At 54.1% G+C, this 19,056-nt stretch carries 16 protein-coding genes; 10 read left to right on the top strand and 6 right to left on the bottom strand.

The features are described from left to right. The first annotated feature begins 47 nt into the window (after window positions 1-47). The 3 genes from BB497_05225 to BB497_05215 all read left to right on the top strand — a co-directional run bounded on the left by BB497_05225 (window position 48) and on the right by BB497_05215 (window position 3,030). Window positions 48-1,067 (top strand): 2-keto-4-pentenoate hydratase, encoded by a 1,020-nt coding sequence (locus BB497_05225; protein ID AVI62151.1) that lies wholly within the window; start codon window positions 48-50, stop codon window positions 1,065-1,067. Window positions 1,068-1,092: 25 nt separating this feature from the next. Further along, on the top strand, window positions 1,093-1,737 hold the full coding sequence (locus BB497_05220; GenBank protein ID AVI62150.1) for a maleylacetoacetate isomerase: 645 nt from the start codon (window positions 1,093-1,095) through the stop codon (window positions 1,735-1,737). Window positions 1,738-1,839: 102 nt separating this feature from the next. Beyond that, on the top strand, window positions 1,840-3,030 hold the full coding sequence (locus tag BB497_05215; GenBank protein AVI62149.1) for a Bcr/CflA family drug resistance efflux transporter: 1,191 nt from the start codon (window positions 1,840-1,842) through the stop codon (window positions 3,028-3,030). Between the two features lie 192 nt (window positions 3,031-3,222). Here BB497_05215 and BB497_05210 read toward each other — a convergent pair whose 3' ends face one another. After that, on the bottom strand, window positions 3,223-6,738 hold the full coding sequence (locus BB497_05210; GenBank protein ID AVI62148.1) for a pyruvate ferredoxin oxidoreductase: 3,516 nt from the start codon (window positions 6,736-6,738) through the stop codon (window positions 3,223-3,225). Between the two features lie 177 nt (window positions 6,739-6,915). Between BB497_05210 and BB497_05205 the strand changes: the two genes are divergently transcribed. Further along, a complete protein-coding gene (locus tag BB497_05205; GenBank protein AVI62147.1) occupies window positions 6,916-7,398 on the top strand; it encodes an AsnC family transcriptional regulator in 483 nt (160 codons plus the stop codon). Window positions 7,399-7,653: 255 nt separating this feature from the next. Then, window positions 7,654-8,709, top strand: coding sequence for a C4-dicarboxylate ABC transporter substrate-binding protein (locus BB497_05200; GenBank protein ID AVI62146.1), 1,056 nt, complete (start codon window positions 7,654-7,656; stop codon window positions 8,707-8,709). A 348-nt stretch (window positions 8,710-9,057) separates the two neighbouring features. Here BB497_05200 and BB497_05195 read toward each other — a convergent pair whose 3' ends face one another. From BB497_05195 to BB497_05180, 4 genes are all read right to left on the bottom strand, one after another. Then, window positions 9,058-9,588: a hypothetical protein gene (locus BB497_05195; GenBank protein ID AVI62145.1), complete on the bottom strand. Its 531-nt coding sequence runs from the start codon at window positions 9,586-9,588 to the stop codon at window positions 9,058-9,060. A gap of 237 nt (window positions 9,589-9,825) precedes the next feature. Beyond that, the gene (locus BB497_05190; protein AVI62144.1) at window positions 9,826-11,286 is read right to left on the bottom strand and encodes a transporter; all 1,461 of its coding nucleotides are present in this window, start codon (window positions 11,284-11,286) and stop codon (window positions 9,826-9,828) included. Window positions 11,287-11,655: 369 nt separating this feature from the next. Next, complete coding sequence (locus BB497_05185; protein AVI62143.1) at window positions 11,656-13,242, bottom strand: AAA family ATPase; 1,587 nt, start codon at window positions 13,240-13,242, stop codon at window positions 11,656-11,658. A gap of 85 nt (window positions 13,243-13,327) precedes the next feature. Beyond that, window positions 13,328-13,804, bottom strand: a complete 477-nt coding sequence (locus BB497_05180) for an AsnC family transcriptional regulator (protein AVI62142.1) — start codon at window positions 13,802-13,804, stop codon at window positions 13,328-13,330. A gap of 127 nt (window positions 13,805-13,931) precedes the next feature. On the opposite strand from BB497_05180, the gene BB497_05175 reads away from it, so the two are divergent. The 5 genes from BB497_05175 (at window position 13,932) to BB497_05155 (ending at window position 17,835) form a co-directional block, all read left to right on the top strand. Then, complete coding sequence (locus BB497_05175) at window positions 13,932-15,038, top strand: 4-hydroxyphenylpyruvate dioxygenase (GenBank protein AVI62141.1); 1,107 nt, start codon at window positions 13,932-13,934, stop codon at window positions 15,036-15,038. Window positions 15,039-15,066: 28 nt separating this feature from the next. Further along, window positions 15,067-15,456 carry a (2Fe-2S)-binding protein gene (locus BB497_05170; protein ID AVI62140.1) on the top strand — a complete coding sequence of 130 codons (390 nt, stop codon included), beginning with the start codon at window positions 15,067-15,069 and terminating at the stop codon, window positions 15,454-15,456. Window positions 15,457-15,747: 291 nt separating this feature from the next. Beyond that, the gene (locus BB497_05165) at window positions 15,748-16,374 is read left to right on the top strand and encodes a hypothetical protein (protein ID AVI62139.1); all 627 of its coding nucleotides are present in this window, start codon (window positions 15,748-15,750) and stop codon (window positions 16,372-16,374) included. A gap of 442 nt (window positions 16,375-16,816) precedes the next feature. Further along, entirely contained in the window at window positions 16,817-17,332 is a 516-nt protein-coding gene (locus BB497_05160) for a hypothetical protein (protein AVI62138.1), read from the top strand. Then, window positions 17,332-17,835: an Opioid growth factor receptor (OGFr) conserved domain containing protein gene (locus BB497_05155; protein AVI62137.1), complete on the top strand. Its 504-nt coding sequence runs from the start codon at window positions 17,332-17,334 to the stop codon at window positions 17,833-17,835. Before BB497_05160 ends, BB497_05155 begins: the two co-directional genes overlap by 1 nt. Before the next feature lie 67 nt (window positions 17,836-17,902). On the opposite strand, the gene BB497_05150 is transcribed toward BB497_05155, so the two are convergent. Beyond that, window positions 17,903-19,003 carry an amine oxidase gene (locus BB497_05150; protein ID AVI62136.1) on the bottom strand — a complete coding sequence of 367 codons (1,101 nt, stop codon included), beginning with the start codon at window positions 19,001-19,003 and terminating at the stop codon, window positions 17,903-17,905. Between the last annotated feature and the right edge of the window lie 53 nt (window positions 19,004-19,056).

Raw genomic sequence — 19,056 nt, 5'->3', positions numbered from 1 at the left:
ACGAGTGGGGCTGCGCGCCCCACCCTGATGACAAGGATTGAATCATTATGAAACTTGCAACACTTAAAAAGGGGCGCGATGGGGCGCTCATCATTGTCTCCCGCGACCTCACTCGTGCAGTGAGCGCTGACGATATTGCTCCCACGCTGCAAGCCGCCATTGAAAACTGGGAAGCGGTTAGCCCGCCGCTTGAAGCGCGCTATGCACAGCTGAACAGCGGTGATGCTGACGGCGCTTTTGAACTTGACCAGAGTGCCCTGCACTCCCCGTTACCGCGTGCCTACCAGTGGGCCGACGGCTCCGCCTACCTGAACCATGTCAAGCTGGTACGCCAGGCACGTAATGCCGAGATGCCTGAAACCTTTTGGACCGACCCGCTGATGTACCAGGGCGGTAGCGACTACTTCCTAGCCCCCACTGACGATATTGAAGCGGTGAGTGAAGAGCATGGCATCGACTTTGAGGGCGAGATCGCCGTTATCACCGATGACGTACCCATGGCCGTGACCCCAGAGGAAGCCGCCAAGCACATTAAGCTCGTAATGCTGGTTAACGATGTGAGCCTGCGCGGCCTCATTCCAGGCGAACTCGCTAAAGGCTTCGGCTTTTTCCAAGCCAAGCCCGCCTCTTCTTTTTCGCCTATCGCGGTGACCCCCGATGAGCTGGGCGATGCCTGGCAGGATGGCAAGGTACACCTACCGCTGACCGTGCACCTTAATGGCGAGAAGTTTGGCGAGCCAGAAGCGGGTCCCGATATGATTTTCAGCTTCCCACAGCTGGTTGCCCATGCGGCTAAGACTCGATATCTCGGCGCGGGTGCTGTGATTGGCTCGGGCACTATTTCTAACCCAGACCCCGACGGCGGCCCTGGAAAGCCAGTGGCTGATGGTGGTGTAGGCTATAGTTGCTTGGCCGAAGTGCGCATGGTCGAGCAGATACTCCACGGCCAGGTGAAAACGCCCTTTATGCGCTTTGGCGACCGAGTTCGTATCGAAATGTTCGACCGCGATGGCCACAACATCTTTGGCACGATTGATCAACAAGTCGTGAAGTATCAGCCCAAATAAAGCACGGCAATATAAGGAAAGCGACATGACGACGCTTTACGGCTACTTCCGCTCGTCGGCTGCGTATCGGGTGCGCATCGCCTTAAACCTCAAGGGTCTAGCCTACGACCAGACCCCCGTCAATCTGGTGAAAGGCGAGCAACGGGGTGACGAGCAATTGGCGCGCAACCCGCAGGGGATGGTGCCAAGCTTGGGGCTAGATGACGGTGTAGTGCTCAACCAGTCACTGGCGATCTGCGAGTACCTTGACGAGGTGTACCCAGCTCCCGCGCTGCTGCCGGCTGACGCCTTAGCGCGCGCGCGGGTGCGTAGCCTTGCGCAGTTAGTCGCTTGCGACACTCACCCGCTCAACAACCTGCGGGTACTCAAGTACCTGGTGGGTGAGCTGGGAGCGGACGACAACGCCAAGCTTACCTGGTACCGCCACTGGGTTACCGAGGGATTTACCGCTCTGGAAGCAGCGCTTGCAGGTGGCGCCAATACCGGCGATTTTTGCCATGGCGACACCCCAACGCTTGCGGATATCTGCCTGATACCCCAGGTGTATAACGCAGAACGCTTCGAGTGCGATTTATCAGCCTACCCGACGATCCAGCGCATCGCTGCCAATTGTCGTGCGCTGCCAGCCTTTGCAAACGCCGCACCGGAGGCACAGCCTGACGCTAACTGAGCTTAAGCTAAGAGAAAAGCTAAGCTAGGCAGGTCAGCAATGAGCGGGCGCCTCTCCGCTGGGAAGGCGCCCGTCGCGTGTCTAACCATAAGGAGCTACGGGGTGCTAAAGCTGCCCTCTACCGCCACTATCGTGGCCCTGGCCGCACTAACGGCGCTCGGCCCGCTAGCGACGGATATGTACTTACCCGCCATGCCCGCCATGGCACAAGCGCTGAATACCGGCCCAGACCAAATCCAGCTAACCCTTAGCCTCTATATGGCTGGATTCGCCCTGGCTCAACTATTATGCGGCCCAATCTCTGACCGCTTTGGCCGCCGCCCAGTGATGATCGCAGGCCTCTCGCTGTTTCTCGCGGCAAGCCTACTCTGCGCCTGGGCACCAACCGTCGAATGGCTGCTGGCTGGACGCTTCTTGCAGGCCTTCGGCGGTGCTGCTGGCCCGGTGCTAGCAAGGGCCGCAGTGCGCGACATCCACGGGCCTATCGAAGCAGGCCGCATCCTCGCCTATATGGCGAGCACCATGGCGCTCGCCCCTGCCCTGGCTCCTGTTGGGGGTGCGGTATTGCTGCTGTTCTTTGGCTGGGAATCAGTGTTCGTGGTGCTGGCACTTTATGCGGCGGTGATGCTGGCGGTGCTGATACTGATGCTGCCCGAACCGCTAGCGAAGGAGCGGCGGCAGTCGGTTCACCCAAGGGCGATACTCGCTAACTTTCGCCTACTACTAAGCCAGCGCGCCTTTATTGGCTACACCTTGGTGAATGCGGCCGCTTTTTCCGGGCTGTTCGCTTACCTTTCGGGCTCCTCCTTTGTACTCATCGAGTATATGGGTGTCGCCCCTACCCTTTATGGCGTGCTGTTCACGCTGATTGTCGTGGGCTTTTTTATTGGAACGCTGGCCAGCGGCCGATATAGCCACCGCCTGGGGCGTGATCGCCTTATCACCCTGGGCAGCGTGGTCTGCGCGATAGGCGGAGGAATCATGGCGGGCTTGGCCGTGGTGGGCATTCATCTCCCCTGGGCAGTCGTGGGGCCGCAGATGGTATTCATGCTGGGCGTCGGCATTCTGATGCCGCAAACAATGGCCGGGGCGCTCGCGCCCAACCCACAGTGTGCCGGTGCGGCATCTTCTTTATTTGGTTTCCTGCAAATGACGATTGCCGCTGTGGTAGGTGGATTAGTTGGGCAATTCCACGACGGCAGCTCCCGCACCATGGCCTTGACGATAGGGCTGATGGGGCTGCTCACCTTGCTAAGCCACTGGCTGCTGGTACGCCGCCGAAAAGAGGCGTAGCTGAATCACTGTATCGCTACCTAGCAAAAGGCCACGCATTGCATTGCGTGGCCTGATGAAAGCTTTGTAAAAACGCTTTCTAACACGATCAGCAATAACCCGTAGCGGGGGTCTTTCGCCATGGATGGCGAAAGTAGCGCCCAGGGAAGGGTTTACAGCGCCCCCGTCGCGGGTTATTCAGATCGTACTCAGTCAAGCAGCTTCGACAGCGATGGTCTTCGAGCGACCTTCACGTAGCTCCTTCAGCAACGTCTCGCGGCGCTCGTTGGCTTTCTCAGCGGCGGCCTCACGAACCGGCCCGAAACCACGAATCTCTTCCGGCAGCTTAGCAAGCGCCAGGGCCGTAGCGTGATTTGCCCCGTCAAGACGAGCCACCAGCTCATCAATCAGCTGCTCGTAGTCCGCCAATAGGGCGCGGTCCAGCTTCCGGTCAGCGCTGAAGCGAAACGGGTCCAGCGCCGTGTTACGCAAACCGCGCATCTTTGCCAGCGCGCCCATTGCCTTCAGTACCCAGGGGCCGAAGCGGCGCTTCACAGGACGCCCCTGCGCATCTTTTCGGCCACTCAGAAGCGGCGGTGCCAAGTGGAACCTTAGCTTATAATCCCCTGCAAATGTTGCGTTGACCTCCTCCAGGAAATCGCTCTGGGTGTAGAGCCGCGCTACTTCGTACTCATCTTTATACGCCATCAAGCGATAAAGCTGATGCGCGACGGCTTCACTCAATGAGTCGCCACCGTTTAACGCGGCCTCTGCGTCACGCACTTTCGTCACCTGGGCGACGTAACGCTCAGCCAAAGCACGGTTCTGATAACGCTCCAGATGACGGCTATTACGCGCGACCACGTCGTCCAGCGTAGCATTCGCGGACAGTGGCATCGTATCCAAGTGCTGCTGAAGGTAGTCGGGCTCCACCGCTGCCAAGCGGCCCCAGGCAAAGGCCTGACGGTTCTTTTCTACGGCGACGCCGTTAAGCTCCAAGGCACGCTGCAGTGCAGGTTCAGAAAGTGGCACTAGCCCCTGTTGCCATGCAAACCCCAGCATCATCATATTGGAAAATACGGTATCCCCTAGCAGCTGTTCCGCTAGGCGATTGGCGTCCAGCGACGCGAAGCGTGCATCTCCCACTGCATCACGCAGCATGTTAAGGCGCTTGCCGGGCTGCATATCCGCATCGCGATAAAGGACATAGTCCGCCGTGGCGAGCTCGGCCAGATTGGCCACAATACGCGTGGTCGGCTGCAGCACATTCAGCGCTTTCTGCGAACTGGCCACCACCATATCGCAAGCGATCATTGCATCGGCCTGACCCGCTTCGATACGTACCTGATTAAGCTCGCTGGGCTGAGATGCCAAGCGGACATAGCTAAGTACCGCCCCGCCTTTTTGCGCAAACCCCATGAAGTCGAGCACACTGGAGCCCTTGCCTTCCAGGTGAGCAGCCATGGTGATCAGCTGGCCAACGGTCACTACGCCTGTGCCGCCAACGCCCCCCACCAGCAGATCATAAGGGGCCGCCAAAGGGGCAATAGCAGGGCTTGGCAAATGCGACACCCGTTTCCAAAAGGCGTTGTCGGCCGTCACACCTTGACCTTTACGCAGTTCGCCACCTTCAACAGTGACAAAGCTAGGGCAAAAGCCGCTGACACAGGACATATCCTTGTTGCAGGACGACTGGTCGATTTTGCGCTTGCGTCCTAACTCGGTCTCGCGAGGCACCACCGATAAACAGTTCGACTGTACCGAGCAGTCTCCACAGCCCTCACAGACATGGTGGTTGATAAACACGCGGCGGGCTGGGTCTTCCATCAACCCGCGCTTGCGCCGACGGCGCTTTTCAGCTGCGCATGCCTGGTCATATATCAACACGGTGCAGCCGGGGATCTCGCGCAGTTCACGTTGTAGCGTATCCATCTCTTCGCGGCCGTGGAAAGTCACCCCTTCAGGGAATTCCTTTTCATGCCCCCGGTACTTCTCCGGTTCGTCACTGACCACCATGACCCGGCGAACGCCTTCATCCAGCGATTGTCGGGCAATCATCGGAACATTAATTTGCCCATCCACCGGCTGGCCGCCCGTCATGGCCACCGCGTCGTTGAATAGAATTTTGTAGGTAATATTGACGTTGGCAGCCACTGCCTGGCGCACCGCCATTGAGCCGGAGTGAAACCAGGTGCCTTCGCCTAAGTTCTGGAAAATATGACCATTGCCGGTAAAGCGACTCTTGCCTACCCAGTTAACGCCTTCGCCACCCATCTGAATTAATGATTCGGTGCTGCGGTCCATCCACGAGGCCATAAAGTGGCAGCCGATCCCCGCCAGGGCTTTACTGCCTTCCGGCACTTTCGTCGAGCTGTTGTGTGGGCAACCGGAGCAGAAATACGGCATGCGACGTACACCGCCAAGCTCTTTAACACCTGCTTGGCACGCATCAACGGTTGCCAGCTTGTCGCTAAAATCAATCTTGAAAAAGCGCGCTAAACGCTCTGCGACAAAGCCTGCCAAGAGGCGCGGGCCAAGCTCTCCAACAAAGGGAATCAGCGGTTTGCCAGTTTCATCCTGCTTGCCGGTAATGATCACTTCGCCTGGATGGTCGGGTTCTGACATGTACTCTTTTAGCTGGCTTTCAATAATGCCGCGTTTCTCTTCAATGACCAGCACCTCGCGCTTGCCATGAATAAACTCAAGAATGCCGGGTCGATGGAGCGGCCATACCATCCCAACTTTGTATATTTCCACACCCAATTCACGCAGCTTCGCTTCATCCAGCCCCAATAAACGCAGCGCCTCAAGTAAATCCAGGTGTCCCTTGCCGGTGGTCACCAGCCCAAACGTCGCCTGTTCTTGGCGAAATAAATACTGATCAATCGGGTTGGCCGTGGCAAACGCCTGAACGGCAGCCAGCTTGTGCTCAAGGCGGGTCTCAAGCTGCGGCCCCGGCAAGTCGGGCCAGCGATAATGTAGACCGCCTTCCGGCACATCGAATTCAGGCGTTACATATTCCGGTAACGGGGGCACGTCCACCGACGCGCCACTCTCGACGGTTTCAGAAACCGCTTTGAAACCCACCCAGCAACCCGAGAAACGTGAAAGTGCATAACCCCACAGCCCAAAGCGTTCATATTCTGCCAATGAAGCAGGGCTCACCACCGGCATAAACCACGCCATAAAGGCAACATCCGACTGGTGTGGCATTGAGGACGACACACACCCATGGTCATCACCCGCGACCACCAGCACACCGCCAGTCGGTGAGCTGCCATAGGCATTACCGTGCTTTAACGCGTCACCCGCGCGATCAACGCCTGGCCCTTTGCCATACCACATACCAAAGACGCCATCGACCTGCCGTTCAGGGTCTGTCTCTACCTGCTGGCAGCCCAGCATCATGGTGGCAGCCAGGTCTTCATTGATCGCGGGGACAAAATCAATTTTGTGCGATGCCATAGCGGCTTTCGCTCGCCAAATCTCTTGGTCTACACCGCCCAAGGGAGAGCCACGATAGCCGCTGATGAGACCTGCCGTGTGGCGGCCATCGCGGCGATCAAGCTCGGCCTGGCGCAAAGCAATGCGCACCAACGCCTGGGTGCCGGTTAGAAAGACACGGCCTTCTCCGCGGCTATAGCGGTCAGCCAGTTCGTAGTCATCAAGTGTGATATCGAGAGACGGGTTAGTAGAACCAGCCTGCTCAGCGATTGAGTGGATTGTCATGAGAGATCACCAGTACGGTTGAAGAGTTATAGTTGTAATACGCTTGAGTCTAGCCAAGAGCGCACTAAAGGTGCTTGCTAATTCACTCTTCAAAAGTCTGGTTATTAATCATTCCTTTCATTTTTTTTCTTTAGACGCAATGATATTCAACAAACCACAAATAAATGAAATGACGCCATGAGAGAAGTGACGAAAGAAATCACCTTAGACAGACATGATCAGCGCATTCTTACCCTGCTTCAGCAACAGGGGCGCATTACCAACAATGAGCTTGCCGAACAGATCGGGCTTTCCCCCGCCGCCTGCTGGCGTCGCGTAAAGGCCTTGGAAGAGAGTGGCGTTATCCGCCGTTTTGCTGCGCTGGTGGAGCCCAGCTTAGTGGGCCAGCCACTATCAGCATTGGTCATGGTGACGCTGGTTCGCCATCACATTGACAATACCGTTGAGTTTGAAAATCGCATTCTGCAGTACCCAGAAGTGCTGCAGTGCTACGCCACCACCGGCAACGCCGATTTCGTACTGCGAGTAGTTATTGAAGATATGGCGGCTTACGACCGTTTTCTGAATGAGAAGCTCTTCACCCTAAATGGTATCTCCCAGGTCAGCTCCAATTTCGTGCTACGTAATATCAAAGAAGAGACCGCTATCCCGATTCGCTGACTCCACTGACCACGGCCGCCAAACTTGTAGATCTTTAAGCACCCGAGTTCTGTAAAACTTAAAACCCAAGACTTAAGTACAATACCAACCGCTCTCAAATTAGTTGCTATTGAAACTATCCAGAGGCATGGTAACCGGTGTGATTTACGCAGCCCCGAGAAGACGCCACTTGCCCGGGGTTAGGCATTACCAATAACAACACAGGCGCTAGGTTTTCGTACAAGGCCTAATAGCGCCGGCTCTGGAGCTTTAAAAATGAATAAACCTGCTCGCTTACTCGTAGGTGCCATCGCTATTTCAAGCATGGCATTTAGTATGTCGGCACTTGCACAAACAACGATCACCGTCAGTACCTGGGGCGGGCCTAACCATGGCGTCAATACCATTGTTTGGCCGACCTGGAAGGCGTGGATTGAGGAAGCCACTGATGACCGGGTCACGGTAGAGGTGGTGCATGATATGGGGCCACCTCCCGCACAAATGGAGATCGTTGCGGATGGCATTGCGGACGCCAGTTGGATTTTTCATGCGCATATGGCGGGCCGCTTTCTAGCAACGCAGCTGCCTGAATTCCCTACGTTTGAGGAGTTCTCCTCAGAAGATGCTTCCGCCGCTTATTGGCATACCCATCAAGAGTATTTACAGCAAGCTAATGAGCACCGTGGCGTTGATGTGGTGGCGATGGGCGTGCATGGCCCAGGGCAAATATTTACCCGTGATCAAATAAGCTCAATTGATGAGCTTGCCGGCAAACGGCTGCGCGTGGGCGGCGGAGTGATGAGTGGCTTAGCCGAGGCAATGTCAGTGACTGGGGTCGCCATTCCTCCAACAGGCACCTACGAAGCGGCCTCCCAAGGCGTTGTTGACGGTGCGATGCTAACACTTGAAAGCTTGCGCAGCTTTCGCGTTGCCGAAGTAGCCCCGCATACCCTTACCGTAGATGGCGGCTTCTATCGCGGCAGCTTTGCGATTGTGATGAACCCGATGTTCTGGGATCAAGTGTCGGACGAAGACCGCGCGGCAATTGAAAGCGTATCGGGCGAGCGGCTTTCACGCCTATTTGGCTACATGATGGATATTTCCGACCAGCGTGGCGTTGAATTTGGTGAAGAAAATGGCGCGACCTTTACCCAAGCATCGGAACAAGACATTGACCACCTGCGGGGCGTCGCCAGCAACTTGCAGGATGCCTGGAGTGAGTCTGTAAAGAGCCGTGGTGTGGACGCGCCAGCAGCGCTTGCCTTCTTTCGTGAGCAGTTAGTTAATGCAGCGGAGGAAGAGAGTATCGCCAACCGTGTTGTAAGCCAGTAGACGAGTGTTCTCGCCGCGACGCATAGCGAGCGGCGAGAACACATTGATACGCTGATGCCTCCCCCATAAACACCACTGTTCAGCGCTTTCCCTCCCACGTCACTTCTTGCCAGCTTTCACCACCCCACCTTGGCTCTCAGCGCTCTTCTTTCCAGCGCTCTCATCATCTGCACCATACGATCTCACTTGAAACCAAATTGACCCGTATCAAGGTCATGCAGTGCGCATCGGTTGATACTGAGATCATTACCCAGCACACCTAAGGGAGCATGACGATGGACGTCGCTGCCCCCACCCTATACATGGATTGGGGGGGCTTTGCCTCTCGATCAGCCACAGGCTCGCTGGCTAGAAAAACAAGTGTATACCCGCCGCAAAGTTGTCTATTTTTCCGCTATCAACATCAAAACGCTGGTATTCAGCAAATACGGAAATATCGTCAGCGACGTGGTAAGCCCCGCCTACACCAAAGCTGATATCAGTGCCTCTGTCAGAGAAAATATTGCCATAACCGTCTTCACTAACGTCAACACGCCAAAAGAAGCCGCCCACTTTAGCGAACATATCAATCCGTTGATTTAGAGGCGCGCTCAGTACTAACGATGTATTGATACCCGTTACCTCAGCCTCCCAGGGAGGGGTAGGGTGGTTTTCATTTTTATCTTTGGAACTACCGAGATTTAAGTAAGCCACTTCAAACGCTAAATGCTCACTCACTGCATAGCCACCTTTTACAGAAAAGCTAAGGGAGTGGTCATAATCCCCCGGAAACTCTGATTGACCGACAGATGCCCCCACATAGCCGCCAGCATGGGCGGACCCAGCCGCAAATGTGAGTATTGTTAGTAGCGAAGAGTTAACGCAAAATTTTTTTAACACAATCGTGTTCCTGGTATTTTATGATCCGTTATTGGTGTCGTACTTTACTATCGGCCTAATTAAACTATCGAGCCAAACCCAACGCTTGCTAATTTAACATTGCTCAATAGGCTTGTATGTAGGCTTTGAAATAGATGACTGTGCGAAACAAGCCATGCCAATAACGCAAAACGCCCCCATCAGCATTTGATGGGGGCGTTTTTCAGGCAGCTGTTTAAACAGCTGGTACCGCGTGCGCTAATAGGCTTGGTGACGCAGTCGCGGGCTAGCCAATTCTCCCACCACGGTGACAAGCGCCAGCAGCGCCAGCAACCACGGCCACTGAGTGCCTACCTGGAGGGTGGCAAGGCCCAGCGCATCGATGAAAATTAACACAATGCCTAGCGGGCTGACGTAACGCACCATAAACAACCACAGCATATGCTGAGTGCGGGTAAGTCCTAGCTCTTCCCTGAATATTTCATTACGCAGCAGGAAGCCTGCCATCAGTGCCATGCCTAGGCCACCTAGCGGCATCATCCAGCGGGAAGTTAAGTAATCTAACCAGCCAAAGAAGTTTCGCCCAGCCAGCGACCAATCAGCACCAACATTGAACGACAGCATCGCCAAGGTGCTCACTAACCACAGCACAATACCCACACCCCACGATGCCTGTTTACGCGTCATTCCCTTGCTTCCAGTGAGCCAGGCTACCGTCGCCTCGATCATCGAAATCGACGAGGTAAGCGCCGCCATCGACAGCATCAAAAAGAACAGAATGCCAAACAATGTGCCAAAGGGCATCGCTTGGAACGCCAGCGGCAGGCTCATGAAAATCAGCCCTGGGCCCTCGCCGGGGTTCATTCCGTTAGCAAAAATAATCGGAAAAATAGCCAAGCCAGCCATCAGTGCAACTACGGTATCAGCGATAGCCACGCTAAACGTCGTGCGCGCGATGGAGTGCCCGTCTGGCAAGTAAGAGCCGTAGGTAAGAATCGCACCAGATGCGAGCGACAAGGTAAAGAAGGCGTGCCCTAGCGCTGCGAGCAAGCCTTCGCTGCTTAACCCTTCCGTGTTGAAGGAAAACAGAAACGACCATGCCTCTGCAAAGCCGCCGGAAAACGCACCGTAGCCAATCAGTATGCCCAGCATGATCACCATGCCAGGCATCATCCAGCTCACGCTCTTTTCAATACCGGCCTGTACGCCTTTGCCCACAATAAACATGGTGAGCACCGTAACCAGCGTGCTCCAAGCGCCGAGTGAAAACGGATTAGCGTTATTGGCGGAAAAAATAGCCGCCATGTCTTCGACGCTATTACCCGCCAGTCCGCCGCTCAGCATTTTCCACAGATAGGAGAATGACCAGCCAGCGACCACTACATAGAACGACAGAATCATGAACCCACAGAGCATGGCCATCCAGCCGAAGATCGACCAGAAACTGCCGCGGCCCGACTCGTGTACCACACGACGGATAGCGTCAATCGGGCTGCCCCTTCCACGGCGGCCGAAGCTGATTTCAGCCATCATGATAGGAACACCGACCGCCAATATGCAGGCCAGATAGACCAGCACAAAAGCGCCCCCCCCGAACTCGCCGGTGATGTAAGGAAACTTCCAGATATTACCCAGGCCCACTGCAGAACCCGTGGCTGCCAGCACAAACCCCCAGCGGCCCAGCCACAGCGTTTTGGGAGGCGTATTTGTCGTTGTCATTGGGAAACCTTATGAATTTGTATTGTTTTATTAGGCTATTTATTGATGAGCAGCTAGAACAGCTACTTAAAAGCGATTAGCTGCTTATAAAAGCCAACCAACGGCGGTCAACCCGTCATAAAGAGCAATCTATAAAGAGTCTATGGGGATAGCCATGGGGCAGGAATGGGCTTAAATCGCATTCATTGAGACGCTGGCTGCCTAAGCGAGGCGCAACCGTAAACTATACGTTACACTTAATAAAAAATGCCGATAGCCGGGGGCCAAGCGTTATATTTCTCTGCCACCCTGTAAATAAATCGTTACAGTTAATTTAACGGCCATGAAAAATTTTATAAAAATCGTCCCAAATTATCTCTTAGTAATGACTTAAGTGTTGTCTTGGCTATTGTTTTGAGTATCGTCTTGAGCACCTATCCCGTAACGTTTGAGCTTATTGGCAATGGTGGTGTGCGAAACGCCCAACCGCTTGCCCAGCTGGCGGCTGGAGGGGTGCTGCTGATACAGCGTACTTAAGATGTTTCTTTCCACCTCGCCTAGCATGTCGCTCAAGCTTCCTTCTAATGGAATCCCCGCCAGCTCAGAAGACACTTCGCTGTAAGGAAGGCGCAAATGCACCGGCTCAATGGTCTTCTCTTCACACAGCGACACCGCCTGGAAGAGCACATTTTCCAGCTGACGCACATTACCCGGCCAGTCGTAGCGGGTGATTTTTTCAAGCGCAGTGGGCGAAAGCTCCGGCAAAGGGCAGCCTATCTGACGCGCTGCACGATCAAGTACATAGGCCGCCAACTCCTCGATGCCGTCCAGGCATTCACGTAACGGTGGCACCTGTAGCGAAAGCACATTGAGCCGGTGATAAAGATCCAGCCGAAAAAGCCCTTCACTACATAGTTGTGGCAGGTTTTGTTGAGTGGCACAGATTACTCTGACATCAAGGAAGGTCTCCTCCTCGCTACCCACACGCCGAAAGCCGCCATCCTGAAGAAAACGCAACAGCTTCGTCTGCAGCCGTGGGCTCATTTCGCCGACTTCATCAAGAAAGACCGTGCCACCTTCGTTAAGCTCCAGGAGGCCAAGCTTTCCTTCCGGCCGAGCGCCCTCAAAGGCTCCAGGTGCGTAACCGAAAAGCTCTGTCTCGGCCATTGACTCAGGAAGCCCAGCACAGTTAAGCACCACAAACGGCGCTTGCCCCCGAGGGCTGGCCAAATGACAGGCCCTGGCCACCAGCTCTTTTCCCGTCCCCGTTTCACCCACAATTAACAGCGGTGCATCCAGTGGCGCCATACGACGCGCCTCGTTGATCACGGCTTCCAATCGCGAACTCGACTGAAAAATGGCCTCAAAGCCACGCAGTTCCTGACGCTGCACCTGGTAAATACGTGCTCCAATACGGTCAGCACGGTGTAACGTCACGACCGCCCCTGCTAGTGAATCCACCTTCGTGTCTTCCATGTGCAGTGGCGCGATATCGGCAAGATAAGTGTCACCTTTTAGCTTGATCCGCAGCCCATTGATGCGTGAGTTGTTACGGCGAATCAAATCGGGAAGATCCACTTCATCAAGATAACGATCCAGCGAGAGCCCCGGCACTTCTTGAACACGCACCCCCAATACCTGAACAGCAATACGGTTAGCCGCCACAATCCGGCCCTGCATATCAATCGACATGACGGGGTCAGAAAGCGAGGATAACAGCGCATCCAGTTCCAAATGACGGCGCTCACTGGGCATCAAGCTAGCGCGCTTAACACTAAACACGCCGGGGATGGCTTCCAATACCGGCTTAAGCGTCAGTAGCTGCGCATTAAGTAAGTTCGGAACATGCAAATAGATGGTATTGCCCTGCTCACCGCCCACTTCGCCCCGCGCGACATTAATTCGGTAATCAGCAAACTGAGCCACTATATCGCGAAGAATGCCAATTCGATTCTGACAGTAAAACTTAAGACGCATAGAACCCTCAGGACACAAAAAACTCTGTTGCTTAGGGAGCCTCTGATTAGGCGTTGCCTGAAAAGTCGGCGATTTCGGACATAGCCTAACCACCACTCACTGGCAGGCCCTGCGCCTCTTTCATACTACGCAGTATGATTTCAGAGCGGACCTGGGTGACATTAGGATGAGGCAATAAATGATGGTGAATAAAGTCCGAAAATTCGGTGAGGTCCTTGGCTATTACGTGCAGTACATAGTCCGCATCGCCGGATACAGAGTAGGCTTCTCGCACCATGGCGTGCTTCGTCAGTAACGCTACGAAATCATCGTCCATGCTTTCACCGTGAGCTTTAAGGTTAACTCTAGTGATGGCACGCAAGCCAAAACCCAGGCTAGCGGCATCTAGCCTCGCCGAATACCCCTTAATCACCCCCTCGGTTTCTAACCGCGCTTTGCGCCGGGAGCACTGAGAGGGAGACAGGCTGACGCGCTCACCCAATTCTGAATTAGTGAGGGCTGAGTTTTTCTGCAATTCTGACAAAATTGCAAGATCGTAACGATCTAGAGAAACCTCATGCATATAAGACTCCAATTGCGCACAAGCTGTGCACTATTTGGCTGCATACGGGGTTAGTTTGCAACCTAATTGCACCGACTCTTCCCTATACTGATCTTGTCAAATTACAAAACAATAAGGAGAGACAACGATGGGTCCCTTCCCACACGACGCGCCCAAAGTAACTATAAGTGATGTAAACCCAGCAGGTACTGATGGTTTTGAATTTGTTGAATTTGCCCACCCTGAGCCCGAAAAATTAGACAGCCTGTTTAGGCAAATGGGCTTCGTCCCCGTTGCAAAACACCGTGACAAATCAATCACTGTTTATCGTCAGGGTGATATCAACTACCTGCTTAACAGTGAGCCTGACTCACATGCATCAGCATTTATCGAGGCACACGGCCCATGCGCACCGGCCATGGCCTGGCGCGTAGTTGATGCTCAGCATGCCCTAAAACGTGCCGTTGATTTAGGTGCTGAAGAGTTCACTGGCAATAAGTCTATCGACGCACCAGCCGTTATTGGCATTGGCGGTTCGCTGCTTTACTTTATTGATACGTACGGCGAAAAAGGCAGCTGTTACTCCAATGAGTTTGAGTGGTTAGCTGAGAAAGATCCTAAGCCTAAAGGCTTTGGTTTTTACTATCTTGACCACCTCACTCATAACGTTATTCGCGGCAACATGGACACGTGGTATAAGTTTTATCACGACACCTTTAACTTCCGTGAAATACGCTACTTCGATATCACCGGTAAAGTAACCGGCCTTACAAGCCGTGCATTAACCTCCCCCGACGGTAAAATCCGTATCCCTATTAACGAGAGTGCCGACGATCATAGCCAGATCGAAGAGTACTTACGTGAGTATAACGGCGAAGGTATTCAGCATATCGCCATTGCCACGGACGATATCTATACCGGCACTGACTTAATTGCGGCTGAGGGACTCGAATTTATGCCTGGCCCGCCAAGCATCTACTATGAAAAGTCGCTTGAGCGCGTAAAATACCACCAGGAGCCTCTCGATAAACTTCGTAACCGTGGCATTTTGATTGATGGTGAAGGCGTCTTGGGCGGTGGCGAAACCAGAATTTTGCTACAAATATTCTCAAAAACGGTGATTGGTCCGATCTTCTTCGAGTTTATCCAGCGCAAGGGCGATGATGGGTTTGGAGAGGGTAATTTTAAAGCACTTTTTGAATCCATCGAAGAGGATCAAATTAACCGAGGCGTGTTGCAAAGCACTGCTGACTAGTACTGTTAAACAGTAAAAAGGAAACCCTGTGCACGACGCTTGGCGTAACTATGCGAATGCCCCCCAAGCGGGGGCTATTGTTTGTCCTTCTAATCTCATACAAGAAGGTAAAACACACTGCCTGGAAATTATTAGCAACGGTGGATCTTTCCCTGTCATTGTAACGCGCATAGAGGGTGCTATTTATTGCTACGTCAATGCCTGCCCCCACCAGTACTTACCTCTCAATTACCGGTCAGAGAGTATCATTTCGTCAGATGGAAATCGTTTGCTATGCAGTGCCCATGGCGCAGCCTTTGATAGTAAAACAGGCAACTGTTTAACGGGCGCCTTCGATAAACTTGACGCAATACCGGTGTTTGAAGATCAAGAGGGTAACGTTTGCATTGGGCATATCAAATGCAAACAGACCAACTAAAATCTATTACTGTCTAGCTACAAAATAATGTGTCACCTAGCCATTGAGCATATTACAAAAAAGATTATTTCTTCAGGTTGGTAGCCGCTGAAAAGAGCTACTGAAAATTAGCCCTAGTGCTCAGAATGCAATACTGCACCTTCCCTGAAGTACCGCAGAGGATACACACATTCTCTTTAATCGCCTGGCTTCAAATTCTTAAAGCGAATCATCATCGCTTATTTAATGCGGCGTTAGTTGTCGCAGCACTGTCGTAGCATCTTACCTTCTTAACTCAGGGAAGATAAGGATATGGATATACAGACGTGCTCATCAACCGCTTCAGTGACCTCCCAGCAAAAGATGGAGCTTGCCAAGTGGCAAGCGGATCGCGACGCTTGGGCTAACACGCTCCCGGTCATGAATTTTTTAAGTCAGTTTTTTACCCTAACGCCGGTCGTGGCGCCGTCATTTGATTCCGCAAGTACCGATGGGCGTCATCTCTACTTCTGTCCTCGCTACAGCACTTCACTTTCCGATGAATCACGCCGTTTTTTACAGGCGCATTTACTCTGGCACTGTGTCGCGGGCCACTTAATGGCGCCGCTAGTCGCTAACCATCACTGCTGGCACCTCGCCTGTGATCATGAGGTGAACGCACTGCTGCTTGAGCTGGGTATTACGCTCCCGTTTGATGCTCTGCTGTTTCCCGTCTCCATGGGGCGCAGCGCACAGGCGGTGTATTTATGGCTGAAAGGACACCCCAACACTTTCTTAGAGAAAACGGCCGACATACATCCTGCCGCACTCTGGGCGCACCTGCCCAATACGGCACCTGAACAGAGCACCGTAGCGCTATGGCGCAACCGTGCTCATTTGCTCGCTCGGGAGACGGATGCGCTGCCCAAGAGAGTCGCTAAGTTTTGTGAGGCACGTTAGACTCTTGCGTTTTCATCATTACTGCCTGGGGTGGCGTCACTATGTCCGATTTGCTGCGACGACAGCCGAAAACCTTACCGTTGGTATTTTGATCGAGAGTTCCAGTGCCACTTACCGGCACTGGACGTGCCGAGTGCGTTAACGCTCGTGCTTGCCGAGGAGTATCTTAAGGGGCTGATTCCCCCAGTGGTGGTGGGACAATTAACGCCCTGCCGGACAGCCAGTGGTATCGCCTGACCGCCCATGTACCCGATGACCAGCAAACCCTGTGGTGGCTGATGGGCATGAGCACCAATGTCAAAGTGCTTGAACCCCGTGCGTGGCGAGAGACCCTAAAAGCGAATGCGGCCCAGGTACTGGCACATTATCAGGACACCTCTCACAGCGGCGATACGCACTAAACACGGGCTGTTAATAACCATGTCACGTTAAGGAGAACGCCATGCTCTGCTTTGCTTATGGATCCAATATGTCAACGCAGCGCTTAGCCGCACGGATTCCAGCACGCTTTGTGACCACCGCCCTGCTGCCGTCTTATCGGTTAGCGTTTCATCAGCGTAGTGGGGACGGCTCGGGCAAGTGCGATATTGTGCCTGCGTCAGAGCAGTCAGCGGTATATGGGGTTATTTGGGAGGTCGCTTCTCATCATAAACCCACCCTCGATCGGTACGAGGGGCTTGGCGTGGCCTACAACGAAACCTGGCTGACGGTCACGGATCTTGCCAGTGACCGTCAGTTTGAGGTGCAGGCGTATGTCGGTAACGTCACCGCCCTCGGGCTTCGTCCGTATACATGGTACAAGCACCATGTGCTGGCCGGTGCGCGTGAGCACAGGTTACCCGCCTACTATATTCGCGCGCTGGAACGCATTGAGGCCCACCACGATCACGATGTCGAACGCCACACCCTGGAAATGGCGCTACATAGTCACGCTGAACCGTTAAAGCGAGGGGCATAATGGACAATGATGCGCGCTTAATCGCGTTTTATCGTGGGGAAGGCCAGGATCATAAAGGGCGTCTACTTGAAGAGATCTGGGCACTCTCCTCTTTCTGGCTAGAACATACCCACGACTACATTCAGTGGCTATTCCCCATACCGGAAGCCGGTCGTTTTAATGCGTTTGCGCCCCTGCTGACGAGTGACGTGCAAGCAGCTTTTGAACGCGAAGAGCCCTTACGCCGCCATCAGCAACGCTCCCTTGATGTCATGCTGGATTTTTTTGGACTCCTTCGCGATGGCAACGATATAACCGCCCAGCCGACATTATCGATGCAAACGCACATTTGGTTGAAAGCCGGTGGCCATAACCACCTACGCATTACCCGTATGATTCGGTCGTTAGCACTATGCCATCAGCCAACGTTAGCTCGCGCGGTTCAGCAGGCCGTGATTGAGCTGGGCACACAGCATGGCGTGGTATCAGAAGCATCGTTGCGGTATTGGCGGGAGGCTTTTTAAGTAAATGAGTATGTTTTGCTGTACTGGCCTTTCACTGGGAAGAACGAGCGCCAAACAAGCAAGCTCCCTATTTTGCTAACACATCCGCGACGCCTCGCTCAGCGGCTTCAATAGCACCTGCCAGGTAGCCGGCATAGTGCTTACCCCACTCGCTACCAATACCCGTTAAGCAAGGCCCCCAAGGCCCTTCAGCCGCGCGAGCAGGCGGCGCAGTACCGTGATGCTCGCTAGGTATCTGATCGGCATAGGTAGCGGTGAACGGCTCCTGCGCCCAGTCTTTAATCACATCCATACTCGGGCTAGCAGCTTGAGGGCCAAACAGTCTAGCCAGCTGTACGCGGCAGTGCTGACGCAGTGCCTCATCACCCAGTTGCGCTCGCGCACTGGCGGGTAAGCTAAAAAAGCCAAACAGCGCGCCGTGACCACCTGGATGGGACATATCATGAATTTCACCCAGCGGGCCCAGCAGACTGCGCGCCTCTCCCGAAAGCTGCTCATCTCGCCAAAAAGGCGTGGGATACAGGGCGACGTATTTGCCGTGGGGTGCCATCCAGGTAGCAGTGCACGCCCACTGATGAGTCAGCCCCGCCGGTAGCGCCGGTGAAAACGTCATTGTTTGCGCCGCTAATCTCGGCGGCACAGCCAGCAACACATGCTGGGCGTTATAACGCTGCCCAGAAGTACACAGCATCTCCACACGGCCATTGTAAGTGAGTGCCATCGACTGAACGGCCTGGCCGGTAAAAATACGTTCAGGGCCAATGCGCTGGCGCAATGCATCAATCAGCGCTTGCATGCCACCCTGTAGCCGCATAGAAGGCGGCTGATTGACAAAGCCCTGCATGCGAACGGGCGGCATTTGGTGGGAGCGCTCCATAATCATATCGCCGGTTTCATACTGGGCAAACGATGACAGCCCTAGCGATTCCACCAGCGCTCCAAGCACCTGTTGAAACTCAGGCCAAAACCAAGAAGGCCCTAAATCAAACGACCCTGCGCTCCCCTCAATCAGCACCTCTCCGCTGGGTATTAACGTTGCAATACGTCCACCCACCCGCTCTCGCGCCTCCAGCATCACGTAATCGCTGATGCCCCGTTTTTCCAATAAATACGCGGCATACAGCCCCGCTAACCCAGCACCTATAATGGCGATACGTGATGTAGGCATGAAACGTCTCGATGGTTGCTAATTTAGTGCGCCGCATTGTCGCAACAGTGCTA

The organism is Halomonas sp. GFAJ-1, assembly GCA_002966495.1.
Taxonomy (GTDB): domain Bacteria; phylum Pseudomonadota; class Gammaproteobacteria; order Pseudomonadales; family Halomonadaceae; genus Vreelandella.
The sequence above is the reverse complement of the archived record's forward strand: the minus strand, read 5'-3'. Positions and strand labels throughout refer to the sequence as shown.

Bases quoted from the DNA above. Each gene is read 5' to 3' on its own strand.
- BB497_05205 (AVI62147.1), top strand. From the start codon at position 6,916: ATGAGAGAAGTGACGAAAGAAATCACCTTAGACAGACATGATCAGCGC.
- BB497_05150 (AVI62136.1), bottom strand. From the start codon at position 19,003: ATGCCTACATCACGTATCGCCATTATAGGTGCTGGGTTAGCGGGGCTG.
- BB497_05210 (AVI62148.1), bottom strand. From the start codon at position 6,738: ATGACAATCCACTCAATCGCTGAGCAGGCTGGTTCTACTAACCCGTCT.
- BB497_05180 (AVI62142.1), bottom strand. From the start codon at position 13,804: ATGCATGAGGTTTCTCTAGATCGTTACGATCTTGCAATTTTGTCAGAA.
- BB497_05220 (AVI62150.1), top strand. From the start codon at position 1,093: ATGACGACGCTTTACGGCTACTTCCGCTCGTCGGCTGCGTATCGGGTG.
- BB497_05190 (AVI62144.1), bottom strand. From the start codon at position 11,286: ATGACAACGACAAATACGCCTCCCAAAACGCTGTGGCTGGGCCGCTGG.
- BB497_05200 (AVI62146.1), top strand. From the start codon at position 7,654: ATGAATAAACCTGCTCGCTTACTCGTAGGTGCCATCGCTATTTCAAGC.
- BB497_05160 (AVI62138.1), top strand. From the start codon at position 16,817: ATGCTCTGCTTTGCTTATGGATCCAATATGTCAACGCAGCGCTTAGCC.
- BB497_05165 (AVI62139.1), top strand. From the start codon at position 15,748: ATGGATATACAGACGTGCTCATCAACCGCTTCAGTGACCTCCCAGCAA.
- BB497_05185 (AVI62143.1), bottom strand. From the start codon at position 13,242: ATGCGTCTTAAGTTTTACTGTCAGAATCGAATTGGCATTCTTCGCGAT.
- BB497_05155 (AVI62137.1), top strand. From the start codon at position 17,332: ATGGACAATGATGCGCGCTTAATCGCGTTTTATCGTGGGGAAGGCCAG.
- BB497_05225 (AVI62151.1), top strand. From the start codon at position 48: ATGAAACTTGCAACACTTAAAAAGGGGCGCGATGGGGCGCTCATCATT.
- BB497_05175 (AVI62141.1), top strand. From the start codon at position 13,932: ATGGGTCCCTTCCCACACGACGCGCCCAAAGTAACTATAAGTGATGTA.